The following is a 24451-nucleotide window of genomic DNA, read 5'->3' as shown; positions in this document are numbered from 1 at the left end:
CCGTGAGCATCGCAGTGACCGAACCCGCCCCGCCCACCTGGCGGCTGCTCCTCGGCTACGTCCGACCGCACCGGTGGACCCTGCTGGCGGGTGCCGTGCTCTCCCTGGTCACGGGCGCGACCGGGCTGCTGCTGCCGCTGGTGGCCCGGGAGTTGATCGACGACCTCTCCCACGACCGGGCCATCACCGGGGCACTGCTGGTCATGTCCGGGCTGGTCGTGGCCAACGCGGCGCTCGGCGCGCTGGGCTCGTACGTGCTGCGGCGCACCGCCGAGTCGGTGGTGCTCGGCGCGCGGCGCGCCCTGTCGTCGTATCTGCTGCGGCTGCGCATCACCGCCGTGGACCGCAGCGAACCCGGCGATCTGATGGCCCGCATCACCTCGGACACGACGCTGCTGCGCGAGGTCACGACCGACTCCCTCGTGGGCCTGGGCACCGGAGGGCTCACCCTCGTGGCGACGGTGGCCATGATGGGCCTGGTGGATCCGGTGCTGCTGCTGGTCACGCTCGGTGTGATCCTGGCCGCCGGCACCATCCTCGGCGTGATCGTGCCGCGTATCAACCGGGCCAGCCGGCAGGCGCAGGACGCGGTCGGGGTGATGGGTGCCTCACTGGAACGGATCCTCGGCGCGCTGCGCACGGTGAAGGCGTCGGGTGCCGAGCACCGGGAGGAGCGGACGCTGCACGAGGCGGCCGAGGAGTCGTGGCGGCAGAGCGTGCGGGCCGCCAAGTGGTCGGCGGCGGCCGGCAACACCGCCGGGCTCGCCATGCAGATCGCCTTCATCACGGTGCTCGCGGTGGGCGGGGCACGGGTGGCGACCGGGGCGATCGACGTCGGCACACTGGTCGCGTTCCTGCTCTACGTCTTCTATCTGATGTCCCCGATCCAGCAGGTCGTCGGCGCGATCACGCAGTACCAGACGGGCTCGGCGGCGCTCGCGAGGATCCAGGAGGCGTTGCGGCTGCCCGCCGAACCGGCCGCCGAGCCCGCGTCGTTGCCCGCCGACGGGGCGGAGCCGGCCGCGCTGGCCTTCGAGGACGTCCGATTCCGGTACGCCGACGATCTGCCGTACGTCCACCACGGGGTGACGTTCGCCGTGCCGGCGCAGGGCATGACCGCGTTCGTCGGCCCGTCGGGCGCGGGAAAGACCACCGTCTTCTCGCTCATCGAGCGCTTCTACGACCCCGAGGCCGGCACCATCACGCTCGACGGCCGGGACCTCGCGGACTGGGAGCTGCCACAGCTGCGGTCCGCGATCGGCTATGTGGAGCAGGACGCCCCGGTGCTGTCGGGTTCGCTGCGCGCCAACCTGCTGCTCGGCAACCCGGACGCCGCCGACGACGCCCTGACGCGCGTGCTGAAGACGACCCGCCTCGACGGCCTGGTCGCGCGGCTGCCCGACGGTCTGGACACGCTCGTCGGGCATCGCGGCACCAAGCTGTCCGGCGGGGAGCGTCAGCGTGTCGCCATCGCCCGCGCGCTGCTGCGCCGGCCCCGGCTGCTGCTCCTCGACGAGGCGACCTCGCAGCTGGACGCGGTGAACGAGGCGGCGCTGCGGGACACGGTCGCCGATGTCGCGCGTACGACCACGGTGCTGGTCGTCGCGCATCGGCTGTCGACGGTGACGATGGCCGACCGGATCGTGGTGATGGACGCGGGTCGGGTGCGGGCGGTGGGTACGCATCGGGAACTCGTGGCATCCGATCCGTTGTATGCGGAGTTGGCGGCCACTCAGTTTCTGGCCACGGCCGACTGAGCGCTGCGGACTGAGCTGCCGCGGCGGGTGGGGCGCCTATGGATGGTGCCACGCTGGGTTGTGGGGCGTCTGCGGCTGCGTTGTGGCTGGTCGCGCAGTTCCCCGCGCCCCTATCGGGGCGCTGCCGACAAGGCCGTTTCAGCCGCGCAGTCGACGCAGTCGCTCCGTGTCGCAGGTGCGGGGGCAGGTGGAGCAGGCCTCGGTCGGGCGGATCGTGTAGTACATGCAGCAGCCGGCGCGGGTGCGGGTCGCGTGACGGTGGCCGTCGGCGGTCGTCAGGTGGCGGAAGTCGGCGCCGCCCGGGTAGGGGGCGACGCTCTTCGGCAGCAGTTCGGTTGCGGCTCGTACGGCGTCGTCCTCGCGGCCCAGTGTTCGGCCGAGGTACCAGATGCCGGAGACCAGGTCGTCGGCGACCATGCCCCACAGGGCGCGTGAGCGGCGTCGTGCGACGGGGCCGATCGCGTCCAGGAGCGGACCCATGTGATCGGCGACGGCGGCGCGCAACTCGGCGCGCAGGGCCTCTTCGTGAGGGGCCGTCAGCACACCCGGGAGCGTGGCCGCCGGGTCGTCGGGCAGGCAGGCGAGGTCGCTGCCGGGGGTCAGGGTGAACTCGGCCGTGGCGAGGTCGAGGCGCAGGTCCTCGGGCCGGATCCGGGGTACGCGGCGCGCCAGGTACCAGGGCCCGCTCATGAGGAGCGCGACGGACCAGGCGTAGTCGTGCAGCGCGCGGGAGGCGGCGACGTCACGACGCGGAACGGTCCCGTAGCGATCGTGAATCCGGGCCGCCTCCGCCGACACGAACGCGTCGAGCACGGACTCGTCCTTCACCAGTTCCGCCGCCGACACGCCCGCTCCGGTCTCCTCGCCACCGGGTGCGGCGACCCGCACGGCCAGCACGTCGCAGAGGTCGGTCAGCCGTGTGAAGTCGTGACGGAGCGTACGCGCGACGGCGCCGGGCGGCGGGGGCGTGAGGGCCACGGGCATCGGCGCTCCTGGGCGGTTGCAACGAAAAGCCAGACAGGCAAGGCTTACCTTACACTCGCGATCAAGCGAAAATGCCAGGTGGGCTCGGCGTCGGTGATCGACTATCGCGCTCATCACAGTGATCACACAGCAGTTGAATCATAAAGCAAGCCTAACCTAAGCTCACGGCTTGTGACTGCGACCCAACGGGGCGCACCCATCGGTGTGCCCTTCCGTGCCCTCCGGCACATACCGCTCTTCCTCACCGGCCTCGCCGCCCTGGTGCTCTGCGCCGCGCTGAGCCTCGCGCTCGGCGCCCGCTCCGTACCCCTGGGCACGGTGGCGGACGCGCTCCTCGGCGATGTTCACGGGCGCGAGGCCCTGGTGGTGACCGGGCTGCGCCTGCCGCGCACCGTCATCGGGCTGGCGGTCGGGGCCGCGCTCGGGGTCGCCGGAGCCGTCGCCCAGGGCATCACCCGCAATCCCCTCGCCTCGCCGACCACGCTCGGCATCAACGCGGGCGCCGGTTTCGCGGTCGTCGTCGCCATCTTCGCCCTGGGGCTCAACAGCCCCGCCCAGTACGTGTGGTTCGCGTTCACCGGCGCGGCCGCAGCCGCCCTGTTCGCGCAGGCGCTGGCCCGCCGCGCCGGGGACATCGACCCCGTACGGCTGGCCCTCGGCGGCACCGTGCTCCAACTCGTGCTGCTGTCCTGGACGTGGGCCGTGATGCTGATGAACCAGCGCACCCTGGACGAGGCCCGCTTCTGGCTGGCCGGATCGCTGTCCGGGCGCACCCTCGACGTCCTGTGGCCGGTCCTGCCGACCCTGCTGCTCGGCCTGGTCGTCGCACTGGCCGTCTCCCCCGCCCTCAACGCCCTTGCCCTCGGCGACGACTCGGCCCAGGCGCTCGGCGTGCCGGTGGCCCGCATCCGGCTCGCGGGCGGCGTCGCGGTCGTCCTGCTCGCCGGATCGGCCGTGGCGGTGGCCGGCCCGATCGCCTTCATCGGCCTGGCCGCCCCCCATCTCGTACGGCCGCTGCTCGGCGGCGACCACCGGCTGCTGGTCCCCGGCTGTCTGATCGCCGGCCCGCTGCTGCTGCTCTCGGCGGATGTGCTCGGCCGCATGGTCATCCGGCCCTCGGAGCTGGAGGTCGGCATCGTGACCGCGTTCCTGGGCGCCCCGCTGCTTGCGCTGCTGGCCCGGCGGGTGGCCCGATGAGCGCCGCCGTCGTCTCCGTGCTGACGAAGTCCACGTCCCGGGCCCGCGTCCGGCGCCGCGTCCTGCTGTTCGCCACGACCGGGGCCGCCCTGCTGTTCGTGCTGCTCACCGTGTCCCTGACGACGGGTGAGATGCCGATGCCGGCCGCTACGGCGCTGCGAGCGCTGGTCGGGTTCGGCGATCCGGGTGACGTGCTGGTGGTGCAGGAGTTCCGGGCGCCGCGGTCGGTGGCGGCCATCGTCGCCGGTGCCGGGCTCGGCGTGGCGGGATGCGTGCTGCAGCGTCTGTTCCGCAACCCGCTGGCCTCCCCCGACGTCATGGGCGTGACCGGCGGCGCCTCGCTGGGCGCGGTCGCGCTGATCGCGGCCGGTGCCTCGCAGGCGCTGATCCCCGTGGGGGCGCTGGGCGGCGGGCTGCTCGCGGCCCTGCTGCTCGGCGTGTTCGCCTGGCGCTCGGGGCTCGCGGTCACCCGGCTGGTGCTCACCGGGCTCGCCGTGCAGGCGGGGCTCGCGGCCGCGGTGAACCTGATGATCGTGCGGTTTCCCGCGGAGCTCGCCGGGTCGGCGTTGCAGTGGACCACGGGTTCCGTGTACGGGCGGACGTGGACCGAGGTGTGGGGTGCCGGCGGTGCGATGGTGCTGGCGCTGGCCGCAGCACTGGTGATGCACCGGCGGCTGGCTGTGCTCGACCTCGGGGACGACTCGGCGGGGGCGTTGGGGCTGCGGACGTCCGCCGCGCGGCTGCAACTGCTGCTCCTGGCCGTCGTGTTGGCCTCGCTGGCCGCCTCGCTCGCCGGTCCCGTGACGTTCGTGGCGCTCGCCGTGCCGCACATCGTGCGGTTCGTCACGGGGCCGCCGACCGCCGCGTCGCTGGGGTTGGCCGGGCTCACCGGGGCGGTGCTGTTGCTGGCCTCCGACCTGGTGGTGCAGCACCTGTTGCCGGTCGAGGGGCTGCCGGTCGGGGCGGTCACTGCCACGCTCGGCGCGCCCTGGCTGTTGGTGTTGATGCTGCGGCAGAGCTCGCCTGTTCAGAGGGGCCAGGGATGAGGATGCGCTCTTGCGGGGTGCCACGAGGGGTGGTCTGGCGAGTGCGGCGCCGTCGTGGCTGGTCGCGCAGTTCCCCGCGCCCCTTGAGGGCGATTCCGTCACCCGACCTCAAGAACATCCCATCGGCCCCCAGGAACCACACATGACCGCCAACCCCAACCAGCTCTCCACCCAGCGCCTCGATCTGCGCTACGGCGACCGCCTCGTGGTCGGTGGGCTCGATCTGACGCTTCCCGGTGGGGTCGTCACCGCGATCGTCGGGCCCAACGCCTGTGGGAAGTCGACCCTGTTGCGGGGCCTGAGCCGGCTGCTCGCGCCGGCCGCGGGCAGTGTCACCCTCGACGGTGCCGACATCCACCGCATGTCGGCGCGGGCGCTGGCGCTGCGGATGGGTCTGCTGCCGCAGCAGCCGGTGACACCGGAGGCGATCACCGTCGAGGCGCTGGTGCGGCTGGGCCGGTATCCGCACCAGCGGCTGCTGAGTCCCTGGTCGACCGCCGACCAGAAGGCCGTCGACGAGGCCCTGGAGCGCACCGGTACCGCTGCCCTGCGCGACCACCCGGTCGACCAGCTCTCCGGAGGTCAGCGGCAACGCGCCTGGATCGCACTGGCGTTGGCGCAGGACACCGAGCTGCTGCTGCTCGACGAGCCCACGACCTTCCTCGACCTGCGGCACCAGCTCGACGTACTCGACCTGGTGGCCGCGCTGCACGCCGAGGCGGGCCGCACCGTGGTGATGGTGCTGCACGACCTCGGGCAGGCCGCCCGGTACGCGGACCACATGGTGGTCCTCAAGGACGGCGGTCTCGCCGCCGCCGGCGCCCCGGCCGACATCCTCGACGCGGAGCTGGTGAAGTCCGTGTTCGACGTGGACTGCCGGGTGATCCCCGACCCGGAGACCGGCACCCCGCTGGTCGTCCCCAAGAGCAGCGCGGTGCGGCGGACTCCCGCCGCGACCGCCTGATCCGTCCCCACTCACAGAAAGACCCCTCATGTTCAACCGATCTCCCCTGCGCGGAATCGGCCGGCTGATCGCCGTGCTGCTCGCCGTCGTGCTCGGTACGGCCGTCCTGGCCGCCTGCGGCAGCGAGGACTCCTCCTCCACCGAGAGCGACACGGCCAAGGCCGCCGGCGACAGCTCCGCCTTCCCGCGGACGCTGAAGACCGTGATGGGCGACGTGAAGATCCCGTCCCAGCCGAAGCGGGTCGTCGTGCTCGACACCGGTGAGCTGGACGACGTCACCCTGCTCGGCATCGACCCGGTCGGCGCGGTCGCCCCGCACTTCAAGACGTCGGGCGGCTTCCCGACGTACCTGGACGGCGAGTTGAAGGACACCGTCGACGTCGGTCCGCTGCTGGAGCCGAACCTGGAGAAGATCGCCTCGCTCAAGCCCGATCTGATCCTGTCCTCCAAGGTCCGGCACGAGAAGGTCTACGACAAGCTCAGCGCCATCGCCCCGACCGTCTTCACCGAGACCACCGGCGGTGTCTGGAAGGAGAACCTGAAGGTCCACGCCGAGGCGCTGGGTCTGGAGAAGGAGGCCGCGGACAAGCTGAAGGAGTACGAGACGCAGGCCAAGGCGCTCGGTGAGGCGATCAAGAAGAAGGACGGCGGCACCATGCCGACCGTGTCCGTGGTCCGCTTCATCGCCGGTCCGACCCGTCTGTACCAGACCAACTCCTACAGCGGTGTCGTCCTGAACGACATCGGCTTCCAGCGGCCCAAGTCGCAGATCTCGAACGACCCCGAGGTCACGATGAAGGACGTCAGCCCGGAGGAGATCGACCAGGCCGACGCCGACCTGATCTTCGTCACCGCCGCCGACGCCGAGGACAAGACCCAGAAGAAGCAGGTCGTCTCCAACCCGGTGTGGAAGGACCTCCCGGCCGTGAAGGACGGCAAGGTCTTCGAGGTCCCGGACGAGACGTGGATGTCCGGCATCGGTGTCCAGGCCGCCGAGGAGATGCTCAAGGACGTGGCGAAGGCCACCGGCGTGGAGCTCCCGGCGAAGTAACCGCCGCTTCCCCTTCAGGGGCGGGCCGTGCTCGACCGGCCCGGTCCGCCCCTCAACCCCCCCACCCGCTAGCGGAAGTTGCTCATCCGGCATGCGCCTGTACCTGCTCGCCCTCAACCCGACCGACGCCGTGACCGAGGGCTTCCTGCCCGCGGCGGCCCGGCTGGGCGTGGACGTCACCGTCCTCACCGACCAGCCCGACGCCCACCGCCGCTTCCACCCTGACGTCGAGATCCTGGAGTGCGACGTCCGTGACTTCCGGGCCGTGATCACCCGCGTCTCGACGCACCACGAGCCCGACGCCGTCTTCACCAACAGCGACCACCTCCAGACCCAGGCCGCCCTGGCCGCCGCCTACTTCGGACTCCCCGGCAAGGACTGGCGGGCCACCCTGCGCTGCAAGGACAAGGCCGAGATGCGGCGCCGGCTCGCCGCGGCCGGCGTGGACACCGTGTGGTCGGCCGAGCTGACCGAACCGGTCGCGCCGGGCGATGCCCCGTACCCGTGTGTCGTCAAACCGCGCGAGGGCGTGGCCAGCGAGGACGTCGTCCTCGTGCACGACCCGGAGGAGCTGGTGACCCACACCAAGGAGATCCTGGGCCGCCGTCCGGGCGCCGTCCTGGTCGTCGAGGAGTACCTGCCAGGCGACCTGTTCACCCTGGAGACCCTCGGCGACGGGCAGGTCCGGCATGTCCTGGGCGGCTTCCACACCGAGCTGTCGCCGCCGCCGTACTTCATCGAGGAACGCCTCACCTTCGTCCCCGCCCACCCCGAGCCGGTCGTCGCGCAGGTCCTGGAGCAGCTGGACGCGCTGGGCGTCGGGTTCGGGGCGTGTCACACCGAGTTCGTGGTGCACGAGGGGCGGGCGCGGATCATCGAGGTCAACTACCGTGCCATCGGCGACCAGTGCGACCTGCTGCTGGCCCGGCTGCTTCGGATCCCGCTCTTCGAGCACATCCTGCGCACCCACCTCGGCGAGCCGCTCCCGGCCGACCTGGGCGCCCGCAGGGACGGCGCGGCCCGTCTGGAGTACCCGTGCGCCGACCGCGCGGGCGTCCTGGTCGGCGCCCCCGCGGCCACCGAAGTGGACGTCGACGGCGTCCATCTCACGTACCGTCCGCTGCGTGCGGTGGGTGAGCGGCACGAGCTGTACCGCACCAACCGGGACTACCTCGGCGTCCTGCGGGCCACCGGCACCGACCAGCCGGCCGTGGACCGCGCGGTGGCCGACTTCCTCGCCGAACGGCGCTGGGAGATCCAGCCGTGACCGCGACGGACACCTCGGAGGCGGAACTCCTCACCCGTGTGCTGAGCGCCCTCCTGCGCGAGGACGTGGTCGGCCTGCGCACCCGGAGCACTGCCGTCCATGAGCAGGACGGTCCGTGGCTGCGGCTCTCCACGGGAGAGGACGCCCTGCTGCTCCCGGTCACCGAGGACGGCTTCCAGTGCGTGTACGCCGCCCGGCGGCCCGTCCTCGTACGCGAGTCGGACGGCGCGGAGCTGACCTCGTACGAGAGTGTGCTGGGCGCGCTGCGCGAGCTCGCCGATCCCGAGGACCGGGGCGGCTTCGACGCGTTCGCCGAGGAGTGCCGTCAGACGCTGGAGACCCTGCGGCTGCACGCGGCGACCAAGGCGGAGGTCATGGCCCGGCTCACGGACGAGCCCGGCCTCGGCGGCAGCCTGGCGTACGACACGCTCGCCGCCCGCCACGACCACCCCGTGTACCCGACGGCACGTGGCCGTTCGGGACTGAAAGAGGATCAACTGCGCGCGTACGCCCCGGAGTTCGGCCAGCGCTTCGCGCTGCGCTGGCTCGCCGCGCCCCGGGACGAGGTCGTCCTGGCGGGCAAGCTGCCGGAGTTCTGGCCGACACCCGACGTGCTGGGCCTGACCGGTCTGCGGGACACGCATGTGACGCTGCCCGTGCATCCGCTCACCGTCGACGCCCTGCCCGGCGGGGCCGTACTGGCCGACCGGGCCTGCCTGAACGTCGTACCGACGCTGTCCATGCGGACCGTGGCCACCGTCGCCGATCCTTCCGTGCACCTCAAACTCCCGCTGGCCACCGCGACGTTGGGGCTGCGCAACAAGCGGACCATCAAGCCCGGCACGCTCGTCGACGGAGCCGTGGGCCAGCGGCTGCTGGAAGCGGTGATCGCCCGCGAGCCCCGCTTCCGGGAGACGGTCCTGCACGCCGACGAGACGACCTATGCCCATGCCGGGCACGAGCTGCTGGCCGTGCTGTGCCGGCGCTACCCGGCCGGGCTGGAGGACTGCACGGTGGTGCCGCTGGCGGCGCTGACGGCCGAGGCGCCTGACGGGCGTCTGGTGATCGACACGCTCGCCGACCGTTTCTACGGCGGCGATCCGCTCGCCCTGCTGGACGCGGCCCTCACCCTGCTGTTCGACTGGCAGACCACCCTGTTCGGCTATGGCATCGCCCTGGAGTCGCACCAGCAGAACGTCTCGCTGGTACTGCGGCCGGGCAGTCTGCGGCTGCTGTTCAAGGACAACGACGGGCCGCGCGTCAACACCGCGCGGCTGGACGCCCGGCTGCCGGGGCCGTGGGCCTTCGACGACACGCGGATCCTCGGTACGGACGACGGTCCGGTCGCCGATGTGTTCACCACCATCACCGTGCATCTGTGTGCGGGCGCCTACGCGTTCGGGCTGCCCCGGTACCGGCGGGCGCTGCTGGATCTCGTCCGGGTCCGGCTGACGCAGGCCGTCGACCGGCTCGGCGGCGACGCGGCGGACGTGCTGCGCGCCCGTGTGCTGGACGCGGCGGAGCTGCCGGTGAAGGCGATGGTGTCGGCCGGGACGCTGCTGTCCAAGGAGCGGTCGGGCGCCGCCGACATCAACAAGCACTACACGTGCGGACCCAACTATCTGCTTTCTCCGGGGAGTTCGGCATGAGCGCGCAGGCACTGCGGATCCCGAGGTCGGGGTTCGGGCGCGGGCAGGTGCACGCGGTGGCGGGCTGCTACTTCGTGGCGTCGTTCGCCGCGCTCGGGCTGCCGCCGTATCTCACCGAGATCCTGCCGGGGCTGGGCGACCGGGAGGCTCGGTGGGCCGGTGTGCTCTATGTCGTGCCGACGGTGTTCGGTGCGCTCGGGGCACCGCTGTGGGGGCGGCTCGCGGACCGCTTCGGCCGTAAACGGCTGCTGCTGCGCGCCCAGTTGGGGCTGGCCGTGTCCTTCCTGCTGGCGGGCTGGGCCGACTCGCTGGCCACGTTCACGGTGGCGCTGGTCCTCCAGGGCATCCTCGGCGGTACGTTCGCCGCGTCCAACGGCTATCTGGGCGCGGCCCTGGAGGGTCCGGCCCTGTCCAGGGCGCTCACCCTGATGCAGGGCAGCGCACGGGCCGCGCTGGTCGCCGCGCCGATCGTGGTGGGTTCGCTGTCGGGCTGGCTGTCGCCGCACCGGCAGTACGCCCTGCTCGCCGTACTGCCGCTGACGGCGGCCCTGCTGCTGGCCGCGCTGCCGGAACCGACTCCGGCCGGACAGCCGGCCGGGCAGCCGCGGCGCGAGCCCGAGACCGCCGTGACCGAGGCGCCTGCGCGGGTGTCGCTCAGAGGCCTGTACGCGCTGGAGTTCACCTTCGTGTTCTCCACGGTCATCTCCTTTCCGTATCTGATCGAACTGGTCGACGACCGGCTCCCCGGGACCTCGCCGACCGTGACCGGCGTCCTCTTCGCCCTGCCCCATCTGTGCTACCTGGTGTCCGCGCTGACGGTGCACTCCGTCTTCCGGGACCGTCCGCGGGCCGGGCTCGCGCTCGGCTTCGCCTGTATCGCGCTCGGACTCGCCGGTCACGGGATCGCCGACTCGCTGCCCGCGCTGGTCGCCGTACGGCTGCTGCTGGGTGCGGGTCTCACGCTCGGCCTGGTCTGTCTGTCGGTGCTGGCCGCCGACTGCGCCAAAGGCCGCTCGCCGGGCCGGATGTTCGGGTCCCTGGAGCTCTTCTCCAAGGCCGGCGCGGTCGCCGCCGGCGTGACCGCGGCGGCAGGCAGCGTCCGCTACGGGCCGACCGCACCCGTGCTGATCGGCGGTGCGGCCGCCGCCGTCACCGCCGCCCTCCTCCCCACACTGCACTTGCGCACCCGCTGGAGCCACTGATGCCCTCCCTGACCGACTCGCTCCACGAGCAGGGCCGTACCCCCGTCGCCCGCGCCGGTCTGCCCACCGCCGACGAGGCGGTGGCCCACACCCTCCTGAACTGTCTGCTGCGCGAGGTGTCGGCGCCCGAGCACCAGTCCGTCGTCACGGACGGCCGGCTGCTGCTGCGGCTGCCCCGCCGCGGGGTCCTGCTGCGGGTCGCGCTGCGCCGCACCTCGCTGCTCGGCGCGCACCGGTTCACCGGGCCGGTGGAGGAACAGCGGGACGGCGCGTGGCACGCGGCGGACTGGCGGCGCCTCGCCGAGTACACCCACGACGAGCTGGCACTGCGGACCGGCGTGCGCAACGAGGAGTTCCTGGAGCAGATCGCCTCCAGCCACGAGGCCGTCGACACGGCCCTCGCCGGCCCACGGCCGGCCGGCCCCACGGACGACCGTCTGTCCGCCTACATGAGGTCCGAGCAGTCCCTTGTCTTCGGCCACCGCTTCCATCCCACGCCGAAGGCCCGCACGGGCGACCCGCGCGCCTGGTCCGCGTACGCCCCGGAGTCCGCCGCCTCCTTCCCGCTGCGGCATCTCGCCGTCCGCGCCGAGCTGATCGCCGAGGAGTACGCCGACCCGGCGGCCGTCGCCGCGCTGGACCGGCAGCGCACGGACGTCCCGGACGGCTACCGCCTGCTGCCCGCGCACCCCTGGCAGTACGAGACGCTCCGCGAGCACCCGCTGCTCGCTGCCGCGCTGGAGCGCGGCGACGTCCTGGACCTGGGGCCGGGCGGACGGCCGTTCTCCGCCACCGCGTCGGTGCGCACGCTGTACGACGGGGAGACGTTCCTGAAGTTCAGCCTGAACGTGCGGATCACCAACTGCCTGCGCAAGAACAGCAGTTACGAGCTGTCCGGCGCCGTCGCCCTCACCCGCGTCCTGGCCCCGGCACTCGCCGACCTGGCCGAGCGCTTCCCCGGCAACGACATGCTCCGCGAGCCCGCCTACCGCACGCTCGCCCTCCCCGGCGCCGACGGCACACCGGACCGCGCGCTGCTGGAGGGCTTCGGCGTCATCGTCCGCGAGGGACTCCCCCGGCGACTGGCACCGGGCACCACTCCCCTGCTGGCGGCGGCCGTCGCCGACGAGTACCCGACCGGCCCCGCCCACCTCTCCCATCTCCTCGCCGGGGCGGACGAACAGACGGCCCTCGACTGGTGGTCGGCCTATCTGGACCTGCTGCTCCCGCCCGTGCTGGCCGCCTACTTCGACCACGGACTGGTCCTGGAACCCCACCTCCAGAACGTCCTGATCTGCGTCGACGGCGACGGCCGGCCCGCCCAGGTCCTCTTCCGCGACCTGGAGGGCACCAAGCTGGTCCCCGACCACCACCAGGACACCCTCGGCGCGCTGCCGCCCGAGGTCGCGGGGCCCATGACGTACGACGCGCAGCGCGGCTGGGACCGCGTCGTGTACTGCCTGCTGGTCAACCATGTCGCCGAGATGCTGGCCGCGCTGGCCGACCTGCACCCGCGGGCGGAGGCCGCGCTGTGGGGCCGGGTCCGCGACACGCTGCGGGCGTACTCCGAGCGGTTCGGCTGCCCGCCCCGGCTGGCCGCCCTGCTCGCCGGGGTGCCGCTGCCCGCCAAGGCCAACCTCCTCACCCGCTGGGAGCGCAAGGCCGACCGGGAGGCGGGCTACGTCCGGCTGCCGTCACCGCTCGCCGAGGACATCCAGCGCGACACGACCGGAGGCACCCGATGACCCGACCGACGCCCGCTGTCCACGACCGGGTCCGGTCCCTGCCGTCCACCGAACTGCCCGCGTACGTCTACGACTTGGCCGCATTGCGCGACCACGCGTCCGCCGTCCGGGACGCCCTGCCCGAGCGGGTCGAGCTGTACTACGCCGCCAAGGCCAACCCGGAGCCGGAGATCCTCGCCGCGCTCGGCCCGTACGTCGACGGCTACGAAGTCTCCTCGGGTGGCGAACTCGCCCATGTCGCCGGGGCGGTGCCGGGACGCCCGCTGGCTTTCGGCGGTCCGGGCAAGACGCCCGAGGAGGTGACGGCAGCGCTGGCAGCGGGCACCGAGCGTTTTCACGTGGAGAGCGGGTACGAGCTGCGGATGCTGGCCGAGCTGGCGCGGCGCGTGGCGCCCGGGCGGCGGGTTGCGGTGCTGCCGCGCGTCAACCTGCCGGTGGCCGACGGTTCGTTGGCGGGCAGCTCGCTCGCGATGGGCGGCCGGCCGACCCCGTTCGGCATGGATCCGGAGCAGGCCGCGCCGGTGATCGCGGCGCTGACGGACGGCACGTATCCGCAGCTCGAACTGCGCGGTGTGCACGCCCACTTGGCCAGCGGACTGGAAGCACCGGCGCAGGTGGCGGTCGCCGAGTCCGTCGTGGCCTGGGCGACGGGCCTCGGGGTCCGGCTCGGCGAGGTGAACGTCGGCGGCGGTATGCACGTCGACTACGGCGACCCGGAGCGCCGCTTCGACTGGAAGGCCTACGGCGAGGGACTCGCCCGGCTCACCGAGCGGCACCCGGAGCTGACCCTGCGCATCGAACCGGGGCGGGCGCTCACGGCGTACTGCGGCTGGTACGCCACCGAGGTGCTGGATGTGAAGCACAGCCACGGCGAGGAGTTCGCCGTCGTACGGGGCGGCACGCACCATCTGCGGACCCCGGCGACCAAGGGGCACGACCAGCCGTGTTCCGTCCTGCCGGTGGACGCCTGGCCGCACCCCTGGCCACGCCCGGCCGCGGAGAGTGACCGGGTCACGCTGGCCGGGCAGCTGTGCACCCCGAAGGACGTCCTGGCCCGGCGGGTCCCGGCGCCCGGGCTGAGGGCCGGGGACCGGGTGCTGTTCGCGCTGGCGGGGGCGTACGCGTGGAACATCTCGCACCACGACTTCCTGATGCACCCCCGGCCCGGCTTCCACTTCCTGCACAGCGCCGGGTAGACGGCACGTCACTCTCGGCACACGTTCAAGGGGCCGCCGGATCGATCCGACGGCCCCTTGGAGGAGGGAAACGGTCAAGGGAGTGAGGGAAGCGACCTAGCCGAGCCGACTCAGGCCCTTGACCTGGTCGAGGTGGCTCAGGTGCTGGGAGACCGGGGGGACCCGGTGCTTGTGCCGCTCGGGGATGCCGCTCGCGGCGAGCGTGTCGAGCGTGCCGACCGGATCGATCCGGCCGGCGATCGGGGCGTCCACTTCGGCGGCCTGCGCCACGGGCGCGGTGAGGCCGGTGAGACCGGCGGCGAGACCAACGGCCGCGACGATACGTCGTGTTGAGATCATGTCCTCAGCAACGCGGGCGTCCGCCACCGGACACGGCTGCCCGGCGGCACTCACCCACCAGGCCCAGCGCTCGCGCTGCGCTTGCCTGCCCCGGCGCGGCGGAGGACGCTCGAAGGTGAGGCCCTCGCGGCCGCCCCCTGTCCATGCCGCGGGCCTCGGAGGAGGTCACCATGGGCACTGCTGCACGCCCGTCGTTCGACACCGACACACTGCGCCGGGCCGTGGAAGGACGCACCCCCGAGACACTTCTGTCGCTGTACACGGACGACGCGGAGATACGCGTCGTCAACCGCAACGCCCAGCCCAGCCACCCGAAGGTGCTGCACGGCCGGGACGAGATCGCCGACATGCTCACCGACGTCTACAACCGCGACATGACGCACAAGCTGGAGGGATGCGTGGTCCAGGGTGACCGCGCGGCCTACAGCGAGTCCTGCGAGTACGCGGACGGGGTGCGCGTCATGTCCGAGTCGATGATCACGCTGCGCGACGGCAAGATCTCCCGGCAGATCATGATCGAGGCGTGGGACGAGTAGGAATCAGCGAAGGTCCAGGTCAGCGGGTGGCCGACCTGGACCTTCCCGACGTCAGGGCGTGCGGAGCGTCATGACGAGGTCGCGGGGCAGTCCATGGGTGTCATGGAGGTACCGGTAGTCCTCCTCGCTCAGCGGACCCTCGAACCGCGACCTGCCCAGGACGCGACGCCCCCGCTCCAGGAGCCCGCCGAACCGCCGCTCCTCGTCCAGCAGCACCTCGCGCACCAGGTCCGCCCCACCGGGTTGCCGGAAGCGGTCCAGGGTGTGCCCGAGGAGTTCGGCCGGCAGGTCGGACAGGGTGCGTGAGGGATCGTCGCGCCAGAGCGTGGTGAGGGCGCGGCGGGTCAGCCGGCGCAGGACGTAGCCGCGTCCGGTGTTGGACGGCCGTACGCCGTCCCCGATCACGGCGACGGCGGAGCGCAGGTGGTCGCAGACCAGGCGCAGCGACGGCTCGTCCAGGTTCCACAGCGGTGGCACGAGCCGCATCCAGGGTTCGAAGAGGTCGCTGTCGTAGACGGAGTCGTGGCCCTGGAGGATCGTGGCGAGGCGTTCGAGTCCCATGCCCGTGTCGACGTTGGGCTGTCGGAGGGGCTGGAGGCTGCCGTCCTCGAGGCGGCGGTAGCGCATGCTCACGTGGTTCCACACCTCCACCCAGCGTGGGTCGGTGGTCGGGCTGCCCTGGGGCGGGGTGCCGGGGTCGCCGGTCCATACGAAGATCTCCGAGTCGGGGCCGCACAGGCCCACGGGGGCGTGGGACCACCAGTTGTCGTCGCCGGTCGGCTCCACGGGCACGCCCAACTCGCGCCAGGTGTCCGACGACTCGTCGTCGGGGCCGACCTGGTCGTCGCCGCCGAAGACGGTGGCGTACATCCGCTCCGGTGGGACGCCGAATCCGTCGCGCAGCAGCTCATGTCCCCAACGCAGGCTCCGGGTATGGCCGTAGTCGCCCAGGGACCAGGAGCCGAGCATCTCGAACACGGTCAGATGGGTGCGGTCGCCGACCTCGTCGAGGTCGGTGGTGCGCAGACAGCGCTGGACGCCGGCCAGGCGTCGTCCCCGTGGATGCGGGCGGCCTTCGAGGTAGGGCGTGAGGGGGTGCATGCCCGAGGTGGTGAAGAGCACGGGGTCGGCGGGTGGCGGCAGGAGGGTGTCGCCGGTGAGGAGTTCGTGTCCGCGCTCACGGAAGTAGTCGGTGAAGGTGCGGACGATCCGGTCGGTGTCCATCGAGCTCGTCGTACTCGTCGTGCTCTTCATGGTCGGCGTCGTGTCCATCGGGGTTCCTTCGGTCGTGGGGACCGGAAAGAGCCGCGGCACGGGGTGCGAGGGAGGGAGAAGGCGCACGTACACCGGCGGTCCGTTTCCGGCCGCCGGGAGGGGTGGGGTCAGGCGTCGGCAGCCGTGGAGCGGGGCGCTCGCGCGGCTGCGGTGTGACTGTGCCTGATGACCTTCATGAGCTCGACGGTAACAGTCCGCATCGGAACCGTCGCCGGATTTTCCACTGCCCGCCCCGGACGCACGCGCGGATCGCGCTTGAGCGGGGCAGGGCCGGATACCCGGGGGCCATGACCCGACTACTCAGATCCAGGCACAGGGATCAGCAGACGCCGCACGATCCGGAGCCCCGGAGCTACGGCCCGGATCCGCAGGTGGAGCAGCGGGCGCCGGACTCACCGACCGAGTTGCCGAAGCGGTCGTGGGGCGCGGCGCTGAAGGGCACCCTGCGGGTGTTCAAGGACGACGAGCTGACCGACCGCGCGGCGGCGCTGACCTACTACAGCGTGCTGTCGCTGTTCCCGGCGCTGCTGGTGCTGGTGTCCCTGATCGGTCTGGCCGGCAGGTCGGCCACCGACAAGGTCCTGGAGAACATCAACGAGCTCGCGCCCGGCTCGGCCCGCGACATCCTCACGCGCGCGGTGGAGCAGTTGCAGGGCAACGACGGGTTGGGCTCCGTCATGGCCGTCGTCGGCCTGGTCCTCGCTCTGTGGTCGGCCTCCGGCTATGTCGCGGCCTTCATCCGCACCTCGAACGCCGTCTACGACATGCCGGAGGGACGCCCGGCGTGGAAGATCCTCCCGATCCGGCTCGGCGTGACCGTCGCCCTCATGGTGCTGGCCGTGCTCAGCGCGCTGATCGTCGTCTTCACCGGCTCCCTGGCCCGGCAGGTCGGCTCCACCCTGGGCATCGGCGACACGGCCCTGACGGTCTGGGGCATCGCCAAGTGGCCGGTCCTGGCCGTGCTCGTGACCACCATGATCGCGATCCTGTACTGGGCGACCCCGAACGCCAAGGTGCGCGGCTTCCGCTGGATCACTCCGGGCAGCTTCCTCGCCCTGGTGATCTGGCTGGTGGCCTCCGCCGGCTTCGCGTTCTACGTCGCCAACTTCGCCTCCTACAACAAGACCTACGGCACCATGGCGGGCGTGATCGTCTTCCTGGTCTGGCTGTGGGTCGGCAACCTGGCCATCCTGCTCGGCCTGGAGTTCGACGCGGAGGCCGTGCGCCAGCGCGCCATCGCCGGCGGCCACCCGCCCGACGACGAGCCCTATGCGACACCGCGCGACACCCGCGCCTGGGACGAACAGGACCGGCGACGCCTGCGAGAGCGATGACGGCGGGCCGCCCACGGAGCTTCTCGTGTGACGCCGCCGGGTCAGCGCATCCACGCCCTGTACGACATCACGTCGCCGGCCTTGACGCCGTACTCCGGCTCCGCCGTCCTGAAGGTGGTCTCCAGCCCGAGTACGGCCCCGGTGACCAGGTCCATGATCAGCATCCGGCGGGAGCCGGACCCCTCGTACACATACGCCTGTCCACGCCGTCCGAGCCGGTCCGTCACCTGCCCGAGCGGCCTGAGCCCCTCGGTGCCCGCGAGGAGCCGCGCGAGCGTGGCCGACTCGCGGGCGCCGAGGGTCCAGGTGTCGAGCAGCGTCGCGACGGTGTCGAGGAGTTCGCCGGTGTTCAGCGCCGTCCTGCTGTACGCGGCCTCCTGGAGGTAGGCGCGCAGACCTGCGACGTCGGTGGGTGGCGGCGACTGCGGCGGGGCGTCGCTCCAACTGGGCGGGTAGGTCTGCCTGCTGAGGACGTGGCCGTCCTCGACGAGTTTCCCTTCGCCGCCGAGGACCGGTCGGTCCGGGTGACGGGGGTCGGTCGCCACGACGATCTCCGTGTGGCTGTCGTCGGCGTGCCAGCGCACGACGCGCTCCTCGGGAAGCGTGATCGGCGGCTCGTCGTCGCTCATGCCCAGGCTCCACGACTGCACGTGCGTGCCTTTGCGCAGCTTCGGCGTCCCGCCGGCCGCGGCCGCCCGGGCCCGCTCGGCCAGGGTGCTCAGGGGTACGGGGGTGGAGTCGGCCCGCACGAGCAGCGGGCGGGGTGCGGCGACCGCGGGGGCGGTCGTCTGGTCGGTGAACAGCAGCGCCGACACGAGCGCGGCGACGACGGCGGTGGCCGCGAGGCCCCAGGCCGACCGGGTACGGCGGCGCGGCGGGGAGGGCGCGGACGTGGTGGACGCGGTCAGGGCGGGCTCGGATGTGCTGGACGCGGTGGACGCGGACGCGGTGGGGCGTTCGCGCAGGAGGCGGTCGAGGTGCCGTTCGGCTCGGTGGTCGAGGGGGCCTTCGCCGAAGTGGGGGCCGTCGACCGGGACGGGGTTGGCGTGGCGCAGCAGTTCGAGTTCGTCAGCCATGGCTTCGTTCCTTGGACACGGTCGGCGGGCACATACGGTCGATCTCGGCTCTGAGCCGGCGCCGGGCCCGGTGCAGCCGCATGGCCGCGGCCCGCCTGCCGCAGCCGAGGGCCACGGCGACCTCCTCAACGGCCAGTTCCTCCCATGCCGTCAGCCGCAGTACCTCCTGGTCGGCCGGGGACAGCCGGTTCAGCGCCTCGTGCACCCAGGCGCCCGGCGCCTCGGTGTCCGGGCTGTCCACGATGTGCCGGCCGTGCGCGCTCTCGTCGTGGCCGAGCCGGTCGACCAGCCGCCGGCGGCGCCCGTAGCCGCGTACCGCGTTCGCCAGGCAGTTGCGTGCCACGCCGTACAGCCAGGGCAGCGGGGCGGTCGGCAGGTCCGCACGGCGTCGCCAGGCGACGGTGAACACCTCCGCCACCACTTCCTCGACCTCACTCGTGCGCCCGTCCAGTCGCCGCGCGACATAGCGGCTGACCGCCCAGTAGTGCTCGCGATAGGCAGCGGCGAAGATCTCGTCGTTGCTCATGTTCCGTTCGTGTCCGGCACCCGCCGGATCGTCACACCCGTTTCCGTGATTCTTGTCGCGTCTCTTGAGTGTGACGTCCGGGTGGGCCGCGGACACAGGCGGGGCGTGAAGAGGATCAGAGACATCAGGGGCGCCCGAGCCGTTCAGTGGCTGACCACCACGGATCACAAGACGATCGGAACGCTCTACTTGGTCACGTCGTTCGCGTTCTTCTGCCTCGGTGGCGTGATGGCGCTGTTCATGCGCGCCGAGCTCGCCCGGCCGGGTCTGCAGATCATGTCGAACGAGCAGTTCAACCAGGCGTTCACGATGCACGGCACGATCATGCTGCTGATGTTCGCGACGCCGCTGTTCGCCGGCTTCGCGAACTGGATCATGCCGCTGCAGATCGGCGCGCCGGACGTGGCGTTCCCCCGGCTGAACATGTTCGCCTACTGGCTCTACCTGTTCGGCTCGCTCATCGCGGTCGGCGGCTTCCTCACCCCGGACGGCGCGGCCGACTTCGGCTGGTTCGCCTACGCCCCGCTGTCCGATGCCGTCCGCAGCCCCGGGGCGGGCGCCGACATGTGGATCATGGGCTTGGCGTTCTCCGGCTTCGGCACGATTCTCGGTTCGGTCAACTTCATCACCACGATCATCTGCATGCGCGCGCCCGGCATGACCATGTTCCGCATGCCGATCTTCACCTGGAACGTGCTGCTGACCGGTGTGCTGGTGCTGCTGGCCTTCCCGGTCCTCGCGGCGGCGCTGTTCGCGCTGGAGGCGGACCGGAAGTTCGGCGCGCAGATCTTCGACGCGGCGAACGGCGGGGCGCTGCTGTGGCAGCACCTCTTCTGGTTCTTCGGCCATCCGGAGGTGTACATCATCGCGCTGCCGTTCTTCGGCATCATCAGTGAGGTCATCCCGGTCTTCTCCCGCAAGCCGATGTTCGGCTACATGGGTCTGATCGCGGCGACCATCGCCATCGCGGGTCTGTCCGTGACGGTGTGGGCGCACCACATGTATGTCACCGGCGGTGTGCTGTTGCCGTTCTTCGCCTTCATGACGTTCCTCATCGCCGTGCCGACGGGCGTGAAGTTCTTCAACTGGATCGGAACGATGTGGAAGGGCTCGTTGTCCTTCGAGACACCGATGCTCTGGGCCCTGGGATTCCTCGTCACCTTCGTCTTCGGCGGCCTCACGGGAGTCATGCTCGCCTCACCGCCGCTGGACTTCCACGTCTCCGATTCCTATTTCGTGGTGGCCCACTTCCATTACGTCATCTTCGGCACGGTGGTGTTCGCGATGTTCTCCGGATTCCACTTCTGGTGGCCGAAGTTCACGGGCAGGATGCTGGACGAGCGCCTGGGCAAGATGACGTTCTGGACGCTGTTCGTCGGCTTCCACGGCACCTTCCTGGTCCAGCACTGGCTGGGTGTGAACGGTATGCAGCGCCGCATTCCCGACTATCTGGCCGTGGAAGGACTCACGACGCTCAACACCCTCTCGACCGTCTTCTCGTTCGTACTCGGCGCCTCGCTCCTGCCGTTCTCCTACAACGTCTGGAAGACCGCGAAATACGGCAAGAAGGTCGAGGTCGACGACCCGTGGGGATACGGCCGTTCCCTGGAATGGGCGACCTCTTGCCCTCCCCCGCGTCACAACTTCCTCACCCTGCCCCGGATCCGCTCCGAGTCCCCGGCATTCGACCTGCACCACACTCCAATGCCCGAAAGGGAGTTGACGTCGCGGTGAGCATCACGGACCAATTCCTGAACGACGTCGAAGGGGTTCGAGGCGGAGTCCTTTGTCTCGCCCAGGGCCGGGCTAGCTCACCGTCCACTTCTGGTTGTTCTGGCCGTTGCACGTCCAGAGCACCAGTTTCGTGCCGTTGGCCGTGGCCGCGCCGTATGCGTCGAGGCAGAGCCCGGCGTTGACGTTGGTGAGGGTGCCGTCGCTGTTGATGTTCCACTTCTGGTTGTTCTGGCCGTTGCAGTCCCAGATGACGACGCGGGTGCCGTTGGTGGTGCCACGGTTGTAGGCGTCGAGGCACTTGTTGCCGTAGACGACGAGTTCCTTGCGGGTGCTGTCGTACTGCCAGACCTGGTTCTGACCAGCGGTGCAGTCCCACAGCTGGGCGTCGGTGCCGTTGGCGATGGTGTTGTCGTTGATGTCGGCGCAACGGCCGGATCCGGTACCGGTGATCAGCGTGCCGTTCTTGCCGGGCAGCGGCCGTACGACGATGCCGTCGAGGGTCGGGGCGCCGGAGAAGGCGATCGTGTTGGTGCTGCCCTTGGCGAGGGAGACGTTGACGGAGATGTTGCCCGCGCTCGAACCGGTCGGCGGGAAGGAGACCTTGGTGGAGGTCTGGCCGTTGACGGTGAGGGTGGCGGTCCGGGCCGCGGAGGTGTTGTTGGTGTAGGAGACCTCGACCGTCTTCAGACCGGCGCTCGCGGCGGCCACGCCGGAGAAGTTCGACGTGCCGCTGTAGGTGCTCGCGGACTGTTCGGTGCCGCCGGTGACCGTGAGGATCACCGAGCCGTTCGCCGGGACGCCGGTGGTGTAACTGGTGCCGGTGGTGGCGACGTTCTGGCGGGCCCACAGGTCACGGACGGTCGCCGGGGCGTTCGTCAGGCCGAGGTCGGACCAGCGGACGGTCATGTTCTGCGTGCTCGACGTGCGGTTCAGCAGGACGACGGCGCGGTTGCCGCTGCCGGACAGGACCTTGCCGTACACCTGGAGGCCGGTGGTGTCCTCGGCGACCTCGACGCCCTGGAGGCCGCGCGGGTCCTGGTCGACGGCGATGACCTCGGGGTTGGTGAGGATGCTCGTCGTCTCCGGGGTGAGGGTGGTCAGGTCGAGGCCGGCGAGCAGCGGGGCGCCTGAGATCGCCCACAGGTTCATGTGGGAGCGGCTCTGGGCGGCGGTCAGGCCGTTCATGCCGACGACCATCATGTCGGGGTCGTTGTAGGAGCCGGTGTGCTGGGCCGTGGGGTGGATGTTGCGGTCGAAGGCGGTCAGGACGTTGCCGTAGGACGGTGTGCCGCCGTGGAAGAAGATGTCGGTGTTCGTGCGCCACATCGGGCCCATGCCCGGGGCCCAGTTCCAGGGGTTGGAGTAGCCCCAGTTGCACAGGGAGAGGGCGAGCGGGCGACCGGTGGTCGCGGTCGCGGCGGCCACGGCTTCGCTGATCGCCTGGTAGGTCGTCTTCGGGTCGAGGCCCTCGGCGTCACCGCCGCACCAGTCGACCTTGACGAAGTCGAAGCCCCACTTCGAGAACTGCGTCATGTCCTGCTCGTAGTGGCCCTCGCTGCCCGAACCCGGTGCGGCGGGGCGGCCGGTCGGGAAGTAGTAGCCGCAGCCGTCCCTGCCGGCGTCGGTGTAGATGCCGGCCTTGAGTCCCTTGCTGTGGATGTAGTCGGCGATGGCCTTCATGCCGCCCGGCCACTCCGCCTCGTCGACGGTGATGTTGCCGGCGCCGTCCCGGGTGCCCTGCCACCAGCCCTCGTCGATGTTGATGTACTCGTAGCCCGCCTCGGGCATCCCCGCCGCCACGAACGCGTCGACCTGCCGCTTGATGACGTTGTGGTCGACCTTCGCGGCGAAGGCGTTCCAGGACGCCCAGCCCATGGGGGCGGTGGGCACTGCTATCTGACGGCTGGTCACTGCCTGCGCCGGGGTGGCCCCGGCGAACAGGAGCGCGGCCGTGGCGGTGAGCGCCAGAGCGAGGAGGCGCACCACGGCGGATCTGCAGCGGCGGACGAGTGGGGTTCGGGGCGGGGGGTACATGCGGCTCCTTAGACGCCGTTTCTGATGGTGGACCGTTGGCCACTCGAAACGGGTGGTCTGCCTGAGGGGCCGCTCGGTACGGTGGCTCGGTGTGCTTCTACGCCATGACCTACTACAAGCTGCACTACGCGTGCGTCTCGTGCCGTGTCAGCTTCAAGCGGCATGGCTATCCGCAGCGGGAGCACCTGTGCCCAAACTGCGCTCGACCCCTCATTTGCGCTGGTCATGACTTCGCCCCTCCGCCCAGGCGTGATGTTCGCGGGTGGTCTGTGGCGGCTGCGGTGTTGGGGGAAGGGCTGCGCTACGAGGGGCGATCGGCCTGCGGGTGTGGCAAGGAGCCCAAGTACCGCCCGCGGACAAGAGCCGAACTGCGGGTGCGTCGGATCGTTGCCGCAAGGGACGGGCTCCCGTTGTCCGAGACGTTGTCCCGACCGGACCCTCTGACTGCGTCAGCTGACTGACCTCGCCCCTCAGTGTGTCAGGCGGCGATGGCTGATGAGGGCTGCTGCGACGCCCACAAAAGCCAGGAAGTGCTCGGGCTTGCGCTCGTAGCGGCGGTGCAGGCGTCGACAGCCGGCGAGCCAGGACACGGTTCTCTCTACCACCCAGCGGTGACGGCCGAGCCGGTTCGACGATTCGGTGCCTTTGCGGGCGATGCGAGGGGTGATGTTGCGCTCTCGAAGCCATCGCCGCAGGTGGGCGTAGTCATACCCCTTGTCGGCGTGGAGCTTGTCGGGCTTGCGTCGCCGTGGGCCGCGGCGGGAGCGGACCGGAGGAATACCGCAGATCAGTGGCTTCAGAGCCTGGCTGTCGTGAAGGTTGGCGGCCGAGATACCCAGGGACAGCGGTAGTCCGTTCCGGTCCGTGATCAGGTGGATCTTCGATCCGTTCTTGCCGCGATCGGTCGGATTCGGTCCCGTCAGGAGCCCCCCTTTGCGGCGCGAATGCTCACCGAGTCGATCGCGCAGCGGGACCAGTCCAACTCACCACGCGCTCCCAACTCGTCCAGGATCACGCGGTGGAGGCGGCCCCAGACCCGTGCGCGGCTCCACTGGGCGAAGCGCCGGTAGACCGTCTGCCAGCACGGCCCGAACACCGGTGGCAGTTGCCGCCATGTGCAGCCGGAGGTAGCGACGAAGATGATCCCGGCCAGGACCTCGCGATCGTCGGCTCGCCTCTTTCCTCCATCCTGCGGGCGGACGACCTCAGTCGGTGGCACCACCCGTCGAAACAGATCCCACATCTCCTCCGGCACCAGCCGTTCTACAAGTCCTGCCATGCCCCAGTAACGACACAGACTCACCATCAGAAACGGCGTCTTAGTGCGGGAGAGACACCCAGCAGGTTCGACATCTCGGACGGCAGTCGGAAGGTCGAACGTGGTGGCGCTGAAAGTAGGGCCACGAGAGGGGGAAGTCAACGGATGGGACGGAGTTGAAATCGCCCGCGCTCACGCGCCGTTCTCCTTCCCCGTCGCGCGCGCCGTTCTCCTTCCGCGTCGTGCGCCGTTCCCTTGGCGCGTCGTGCGCCGCCATACTG

General features: G+C 71.0%; 20 protein-coding genes. 13 read left to right on the top strand and 7 right to left on the bottom strand.

Going from position 1 to position 24451, the window contains the following annotated elements:
* Positions 1 to 2 precede the first annotated feature (2 nt).
* The gene (locus L0P92_RS09380; protein WP_234762060.1) at positions 3 to 1757 is read left to right on the top strand and encodes an ABC transporter ATP-binding protein; all 1755 of its coding nucleotides are present in this window, start codon (positions 3 to 5) and stop codon (positions 1755 to 1757) included.
* A 138-nt stretch (positions 1758 to 1895) separates the two neighbouring features.
* Here the strand turns inward: L0P92_RS09380 and L0P92_RS09375 are convergent, their stop codons facing one another.
* Positions 1896 to 2741, bottom strand: a complete 846-nt coding sequence (locus L0P92_RS09375) for a (2Fe-2S)-binding protein (protein ID WP_234762059.1) — start codon at positions 2739 to 2741, stop codon at positions 1896 to 1898.
* A 204-nt stretch (positions 2742 to 2945) separates the two neighbouring features.
* On the opposite strand from L0P92_RS09375, the gene L0P92_RS09370 reads away from it, so the two are divergent.
* The 9 genes from L0P92_RS09370 to L0P92_RS09330 all read left to right on the top strand — a co-directional run bounded on the left by L0P92_RS09370 (position 2946) and on the right by L0P92_RS09330 (position 14058).
* Positions 2946 to 3938 carry a FecCD family ABC transporter permease gene (locus L0P92_RS09370; protein ID WP_234762086.1) on the top strand — a complete coding sequence of 331 codons (993 nt, stop codon included), beginning with the start codon at positions 2946 to 2948 and terminating at the stop codon, positions 3936 to 3938.
* The gene (locus L0P92_RS09365; RefSeq protein ID WP_234762058.1) at positions 3935 to 4984 is read left to right on the top strand and encodes a FecCD family ABC transporter permease; all 1050 of its coding nucleotides are present in this window, start codon (positions 3935 to 3937) and stop codon (positions 4982 to 4984) included. Before L0P92_RS09370 ends, L0P92_RS09365 begins: the two co-directional genes overlap by 4 nt.
* Before the next feature lie 142 nt (positions 4985 to 5126).
* Complete coding sequence (locus L0P92_RS09360) at positions 5127 to 5948, top strand: ABC transporter ATP-binding protein (RefSeq protein WP_234762057.1); 822 nt, start codon at positions 5127 to 5129, stop codon at positions 5946 to 5948.
* 28 nt (positions 5949 to 5976) lie between these two features.
* Positions 5977 to 6999 (top strand): ABC transporter substrate-binding protein, encoded by a 1023-nt coding sequence (locus tag L0P92_RS09355; protein ID WP_234762056.1) that lies wholly within the window; start codon positions 5977 to 5979, stop codon positions 6997 to 6999.
* 91 nt (positions 7000 to 7090) lie between these two features.
* The gene (locus L0P92_RS09350; protein ID WP_234762055.1) at positions 7091 to 8266 is read left to right on the top strand and encodes an ATP-grasp domain-containing protein; all 1176 of its coding nucleotides are present in this window, start codon (positions 7091 to 7093) and stop codon (positions 8264 to 8266) included.
* The gene (locus L0P92_RS09345; RefSeq protein WP_234762054.1) at positions 8263 to 9915 is read left to right on the top strand and encodes an IucA/IucC family protein; all 1653 of its coding nucleotides are present in this window, start codon (positions 8263 to 8265) and stop codon (positions 9913 to 9915) included. Before L0P92_RS09350 ends, L0P92_RS09345 begins: the two co-directional genes overlap by 4 nt.
* Positions 9912 to 11117, top strand: coding sequence for an MFS transporter (locus L0P92_RS09340; protein ID WP_234762053.1), 1206 nt, complete (start codon positions 9912 to 9914; stop codon positions 11115 to 11117). The genes L0P92_RS09345 and L0P92_RS09340 overlap by 4 nt, the downstream gene beginning before the upstream one ends.
* Positions 11117 to 12862: an IucA/IucC family protein gene (locus L0P92_RS09335; protein WP_234762052.1), complete on the top strand. Its 1746-nt coding sequence runs from the start codon at positions 11117 to 11119 to the stop codon at positions 12860 to 12862. The genes L0P92_RS09340 and L0P92_RS09335 overlap by 1 nt, the downstream gene beginning before the upstream one ends.
* Complete coding sequence (locus L0P92_RS09330) at positions 12859 to 14058, top strand: type III PLP-dependent enzyme (RefSeq protein WP_234762051.1); 1200 nt, start codon at positions 12859 to 12861, stop codon at positions 14056 to 14058. The genes L0P92_RS09335 and L0P92_RS09330 overlap by 4 nt, the downstream gene beginning before the upstream one ends.
* Before the next feature lie 96 nt (positions 14059 to 14154).
* Here L0P92_RS09330 and L0P92_RS09325 read toward each other — a convergent pair whose 3' ends face one another.
* A complete protein-coding gene (locus tag L0P92_RS09325) occupies positions 14155 to 14397 on the bottom strand; it encodes a hypothetical protein (protein WP_234762050.1) in 243 nt (80 codons plus the stop codon).
* A 170-nt stretch (positions 14398 to 14567) separates the two neighbouring features.
* Here L0P92_RS09325 and L0P92_RS09320 point away from each other — a divergent pair, with 170 nt between their 5' ends.
* Positions 14568 to 14933: a nuclear transport factor 2 family protein gene (locus tag L0P92_RS09320; protein WP_234762049.1), complete on the top strand. Its 366-nt coding sequence runs from the start codon at positions 14568 to 14570 to the stop codon at positions 14931 to 14933.
* 51 nt (positions 14934 to 14984) lie between these two features.
* Here L0P92_RS09320 and L0P92_RS09315 read toward each other — a convergent pair whose 3' ends face one another.
* Complete coding sequence (locus L0P92_RS09315; protein ID WP_234762085.1) at positions 14985 to 16157, bottom strand: alanine--tRNA ligase-related protein; 1173 nt, start codon at positions 16155 to 16157, stop codon at positions 14985 to 14987.
* A 338-nt stretch (positions 16158 to 16495) separates the two neighbouring features.
* On the opposite strand from L0P92_RS09315, the gene L0P92_RS09310 reads away from it, so the two are divergent.
* Positions 16496 to 17542: a YihY/virulence factor BrkB family protein gene (locus tag L0P92_RS09310; protein ID WP_234762048.1), complete on the top strand. Its 1047-nt coding sequence runs from the start codon at positions 16496 to 16498 to the stop codon at positions 17540 to 17542.
* 41 nt (positions 17543 to 17583) lie between these two features.
* Here the strand turns inward: L0P92_RS09310 and L0P92_RS09305 are convergent, their stop codons facing one another.
* On the bottom strand, positions 17584 to 18618 hold the full coding sequence (locus L0P92_RS09305) for a CU044_5270 family protein (protein WP_234762047.1): 1035 nt from the start codon (positions 18616 to 18618) through the stop codon (positions 17584 to 17586).
* Positions 18611 to 19144 (bottom strand): RNA polymerase sigma factor, encoded by a 534-nt coding sequence (locus L0P92_RS09300; protein ID WP_234762046.1) that lies wholly within the window; start codon positions 19142 to 19144, stop codon positions 18611 to 18613. Before L0P92_RS09300 ends, L0P92_RS09305 begins: the two co-directional genes overlap by 8 nt.
* A gap of 105 nt (positions 19145 to 19249) precedes the next feature.
* Between L0P92_RS09300 and ctaD the strand changes: the two genes are divergently transcribed.
* A complete protein-coding gene (ctaD, locus tag L0P92_RS09295; protein WP_234762045.1) occupies positions 19250 to 20878 on the top strand; it encodes an aa3-type cytochrome oxidase subunit I in 1629 nt (542 codons plus the stop codon).
* Between the two features lie 72 nt (positions 20879 to 20950).
* On the opposite strand, the gene L0P92_RS09290 is transcribed toward ctaD, so the two are convergent.
* Both L0P92_RS09290 and L0P92_RS09285 read right to left on the bottom strand, forming a co-directional pair.
* Positions 20951 to 22912, bottom strand: coding sequence for an RICIN domain-containing protein (locus L0P92_RS09290; RefSeq protein WP_234762044.1), 1962 nt, complete (start codon positions 22910 to 22912; stop codon positions 20951 to 20953).
* Between the two features lie 470 nt (positions 22913 to 23382).
* Positions 23383 to 24191 (bottom strand): IS5 family transposase gene (locus L0P92_RS09285; RefSeq protein ID WP_234762043.1). Its coding sequence is split into 2 segments (ribosomal slippage): positions 23383 to 23841 and positions 23844 to 24191, totalling 807 coding nucleotides; the frame shifts between segments, so codons are not numbered across the junction.
* Positions 24192 to 24451: the final 260 nt, after the last annotated feature.

The sequence above is a fragment of the Streptomyces muensis genome, assembly GCF_021474425.1.
Taxonomy (GTDB): domain Bacteria; phylum Actinomycetota; class Actinomycetes; order Streptomycetales; family Streptomycetaceae; genus Streptomyces; species Streptomyces muensis.
The sequence above is the reverse complement of the archived record's forward strand: the minus strand, read 5'-3'. Positions and strand labels throughout refer to the sequence as shown.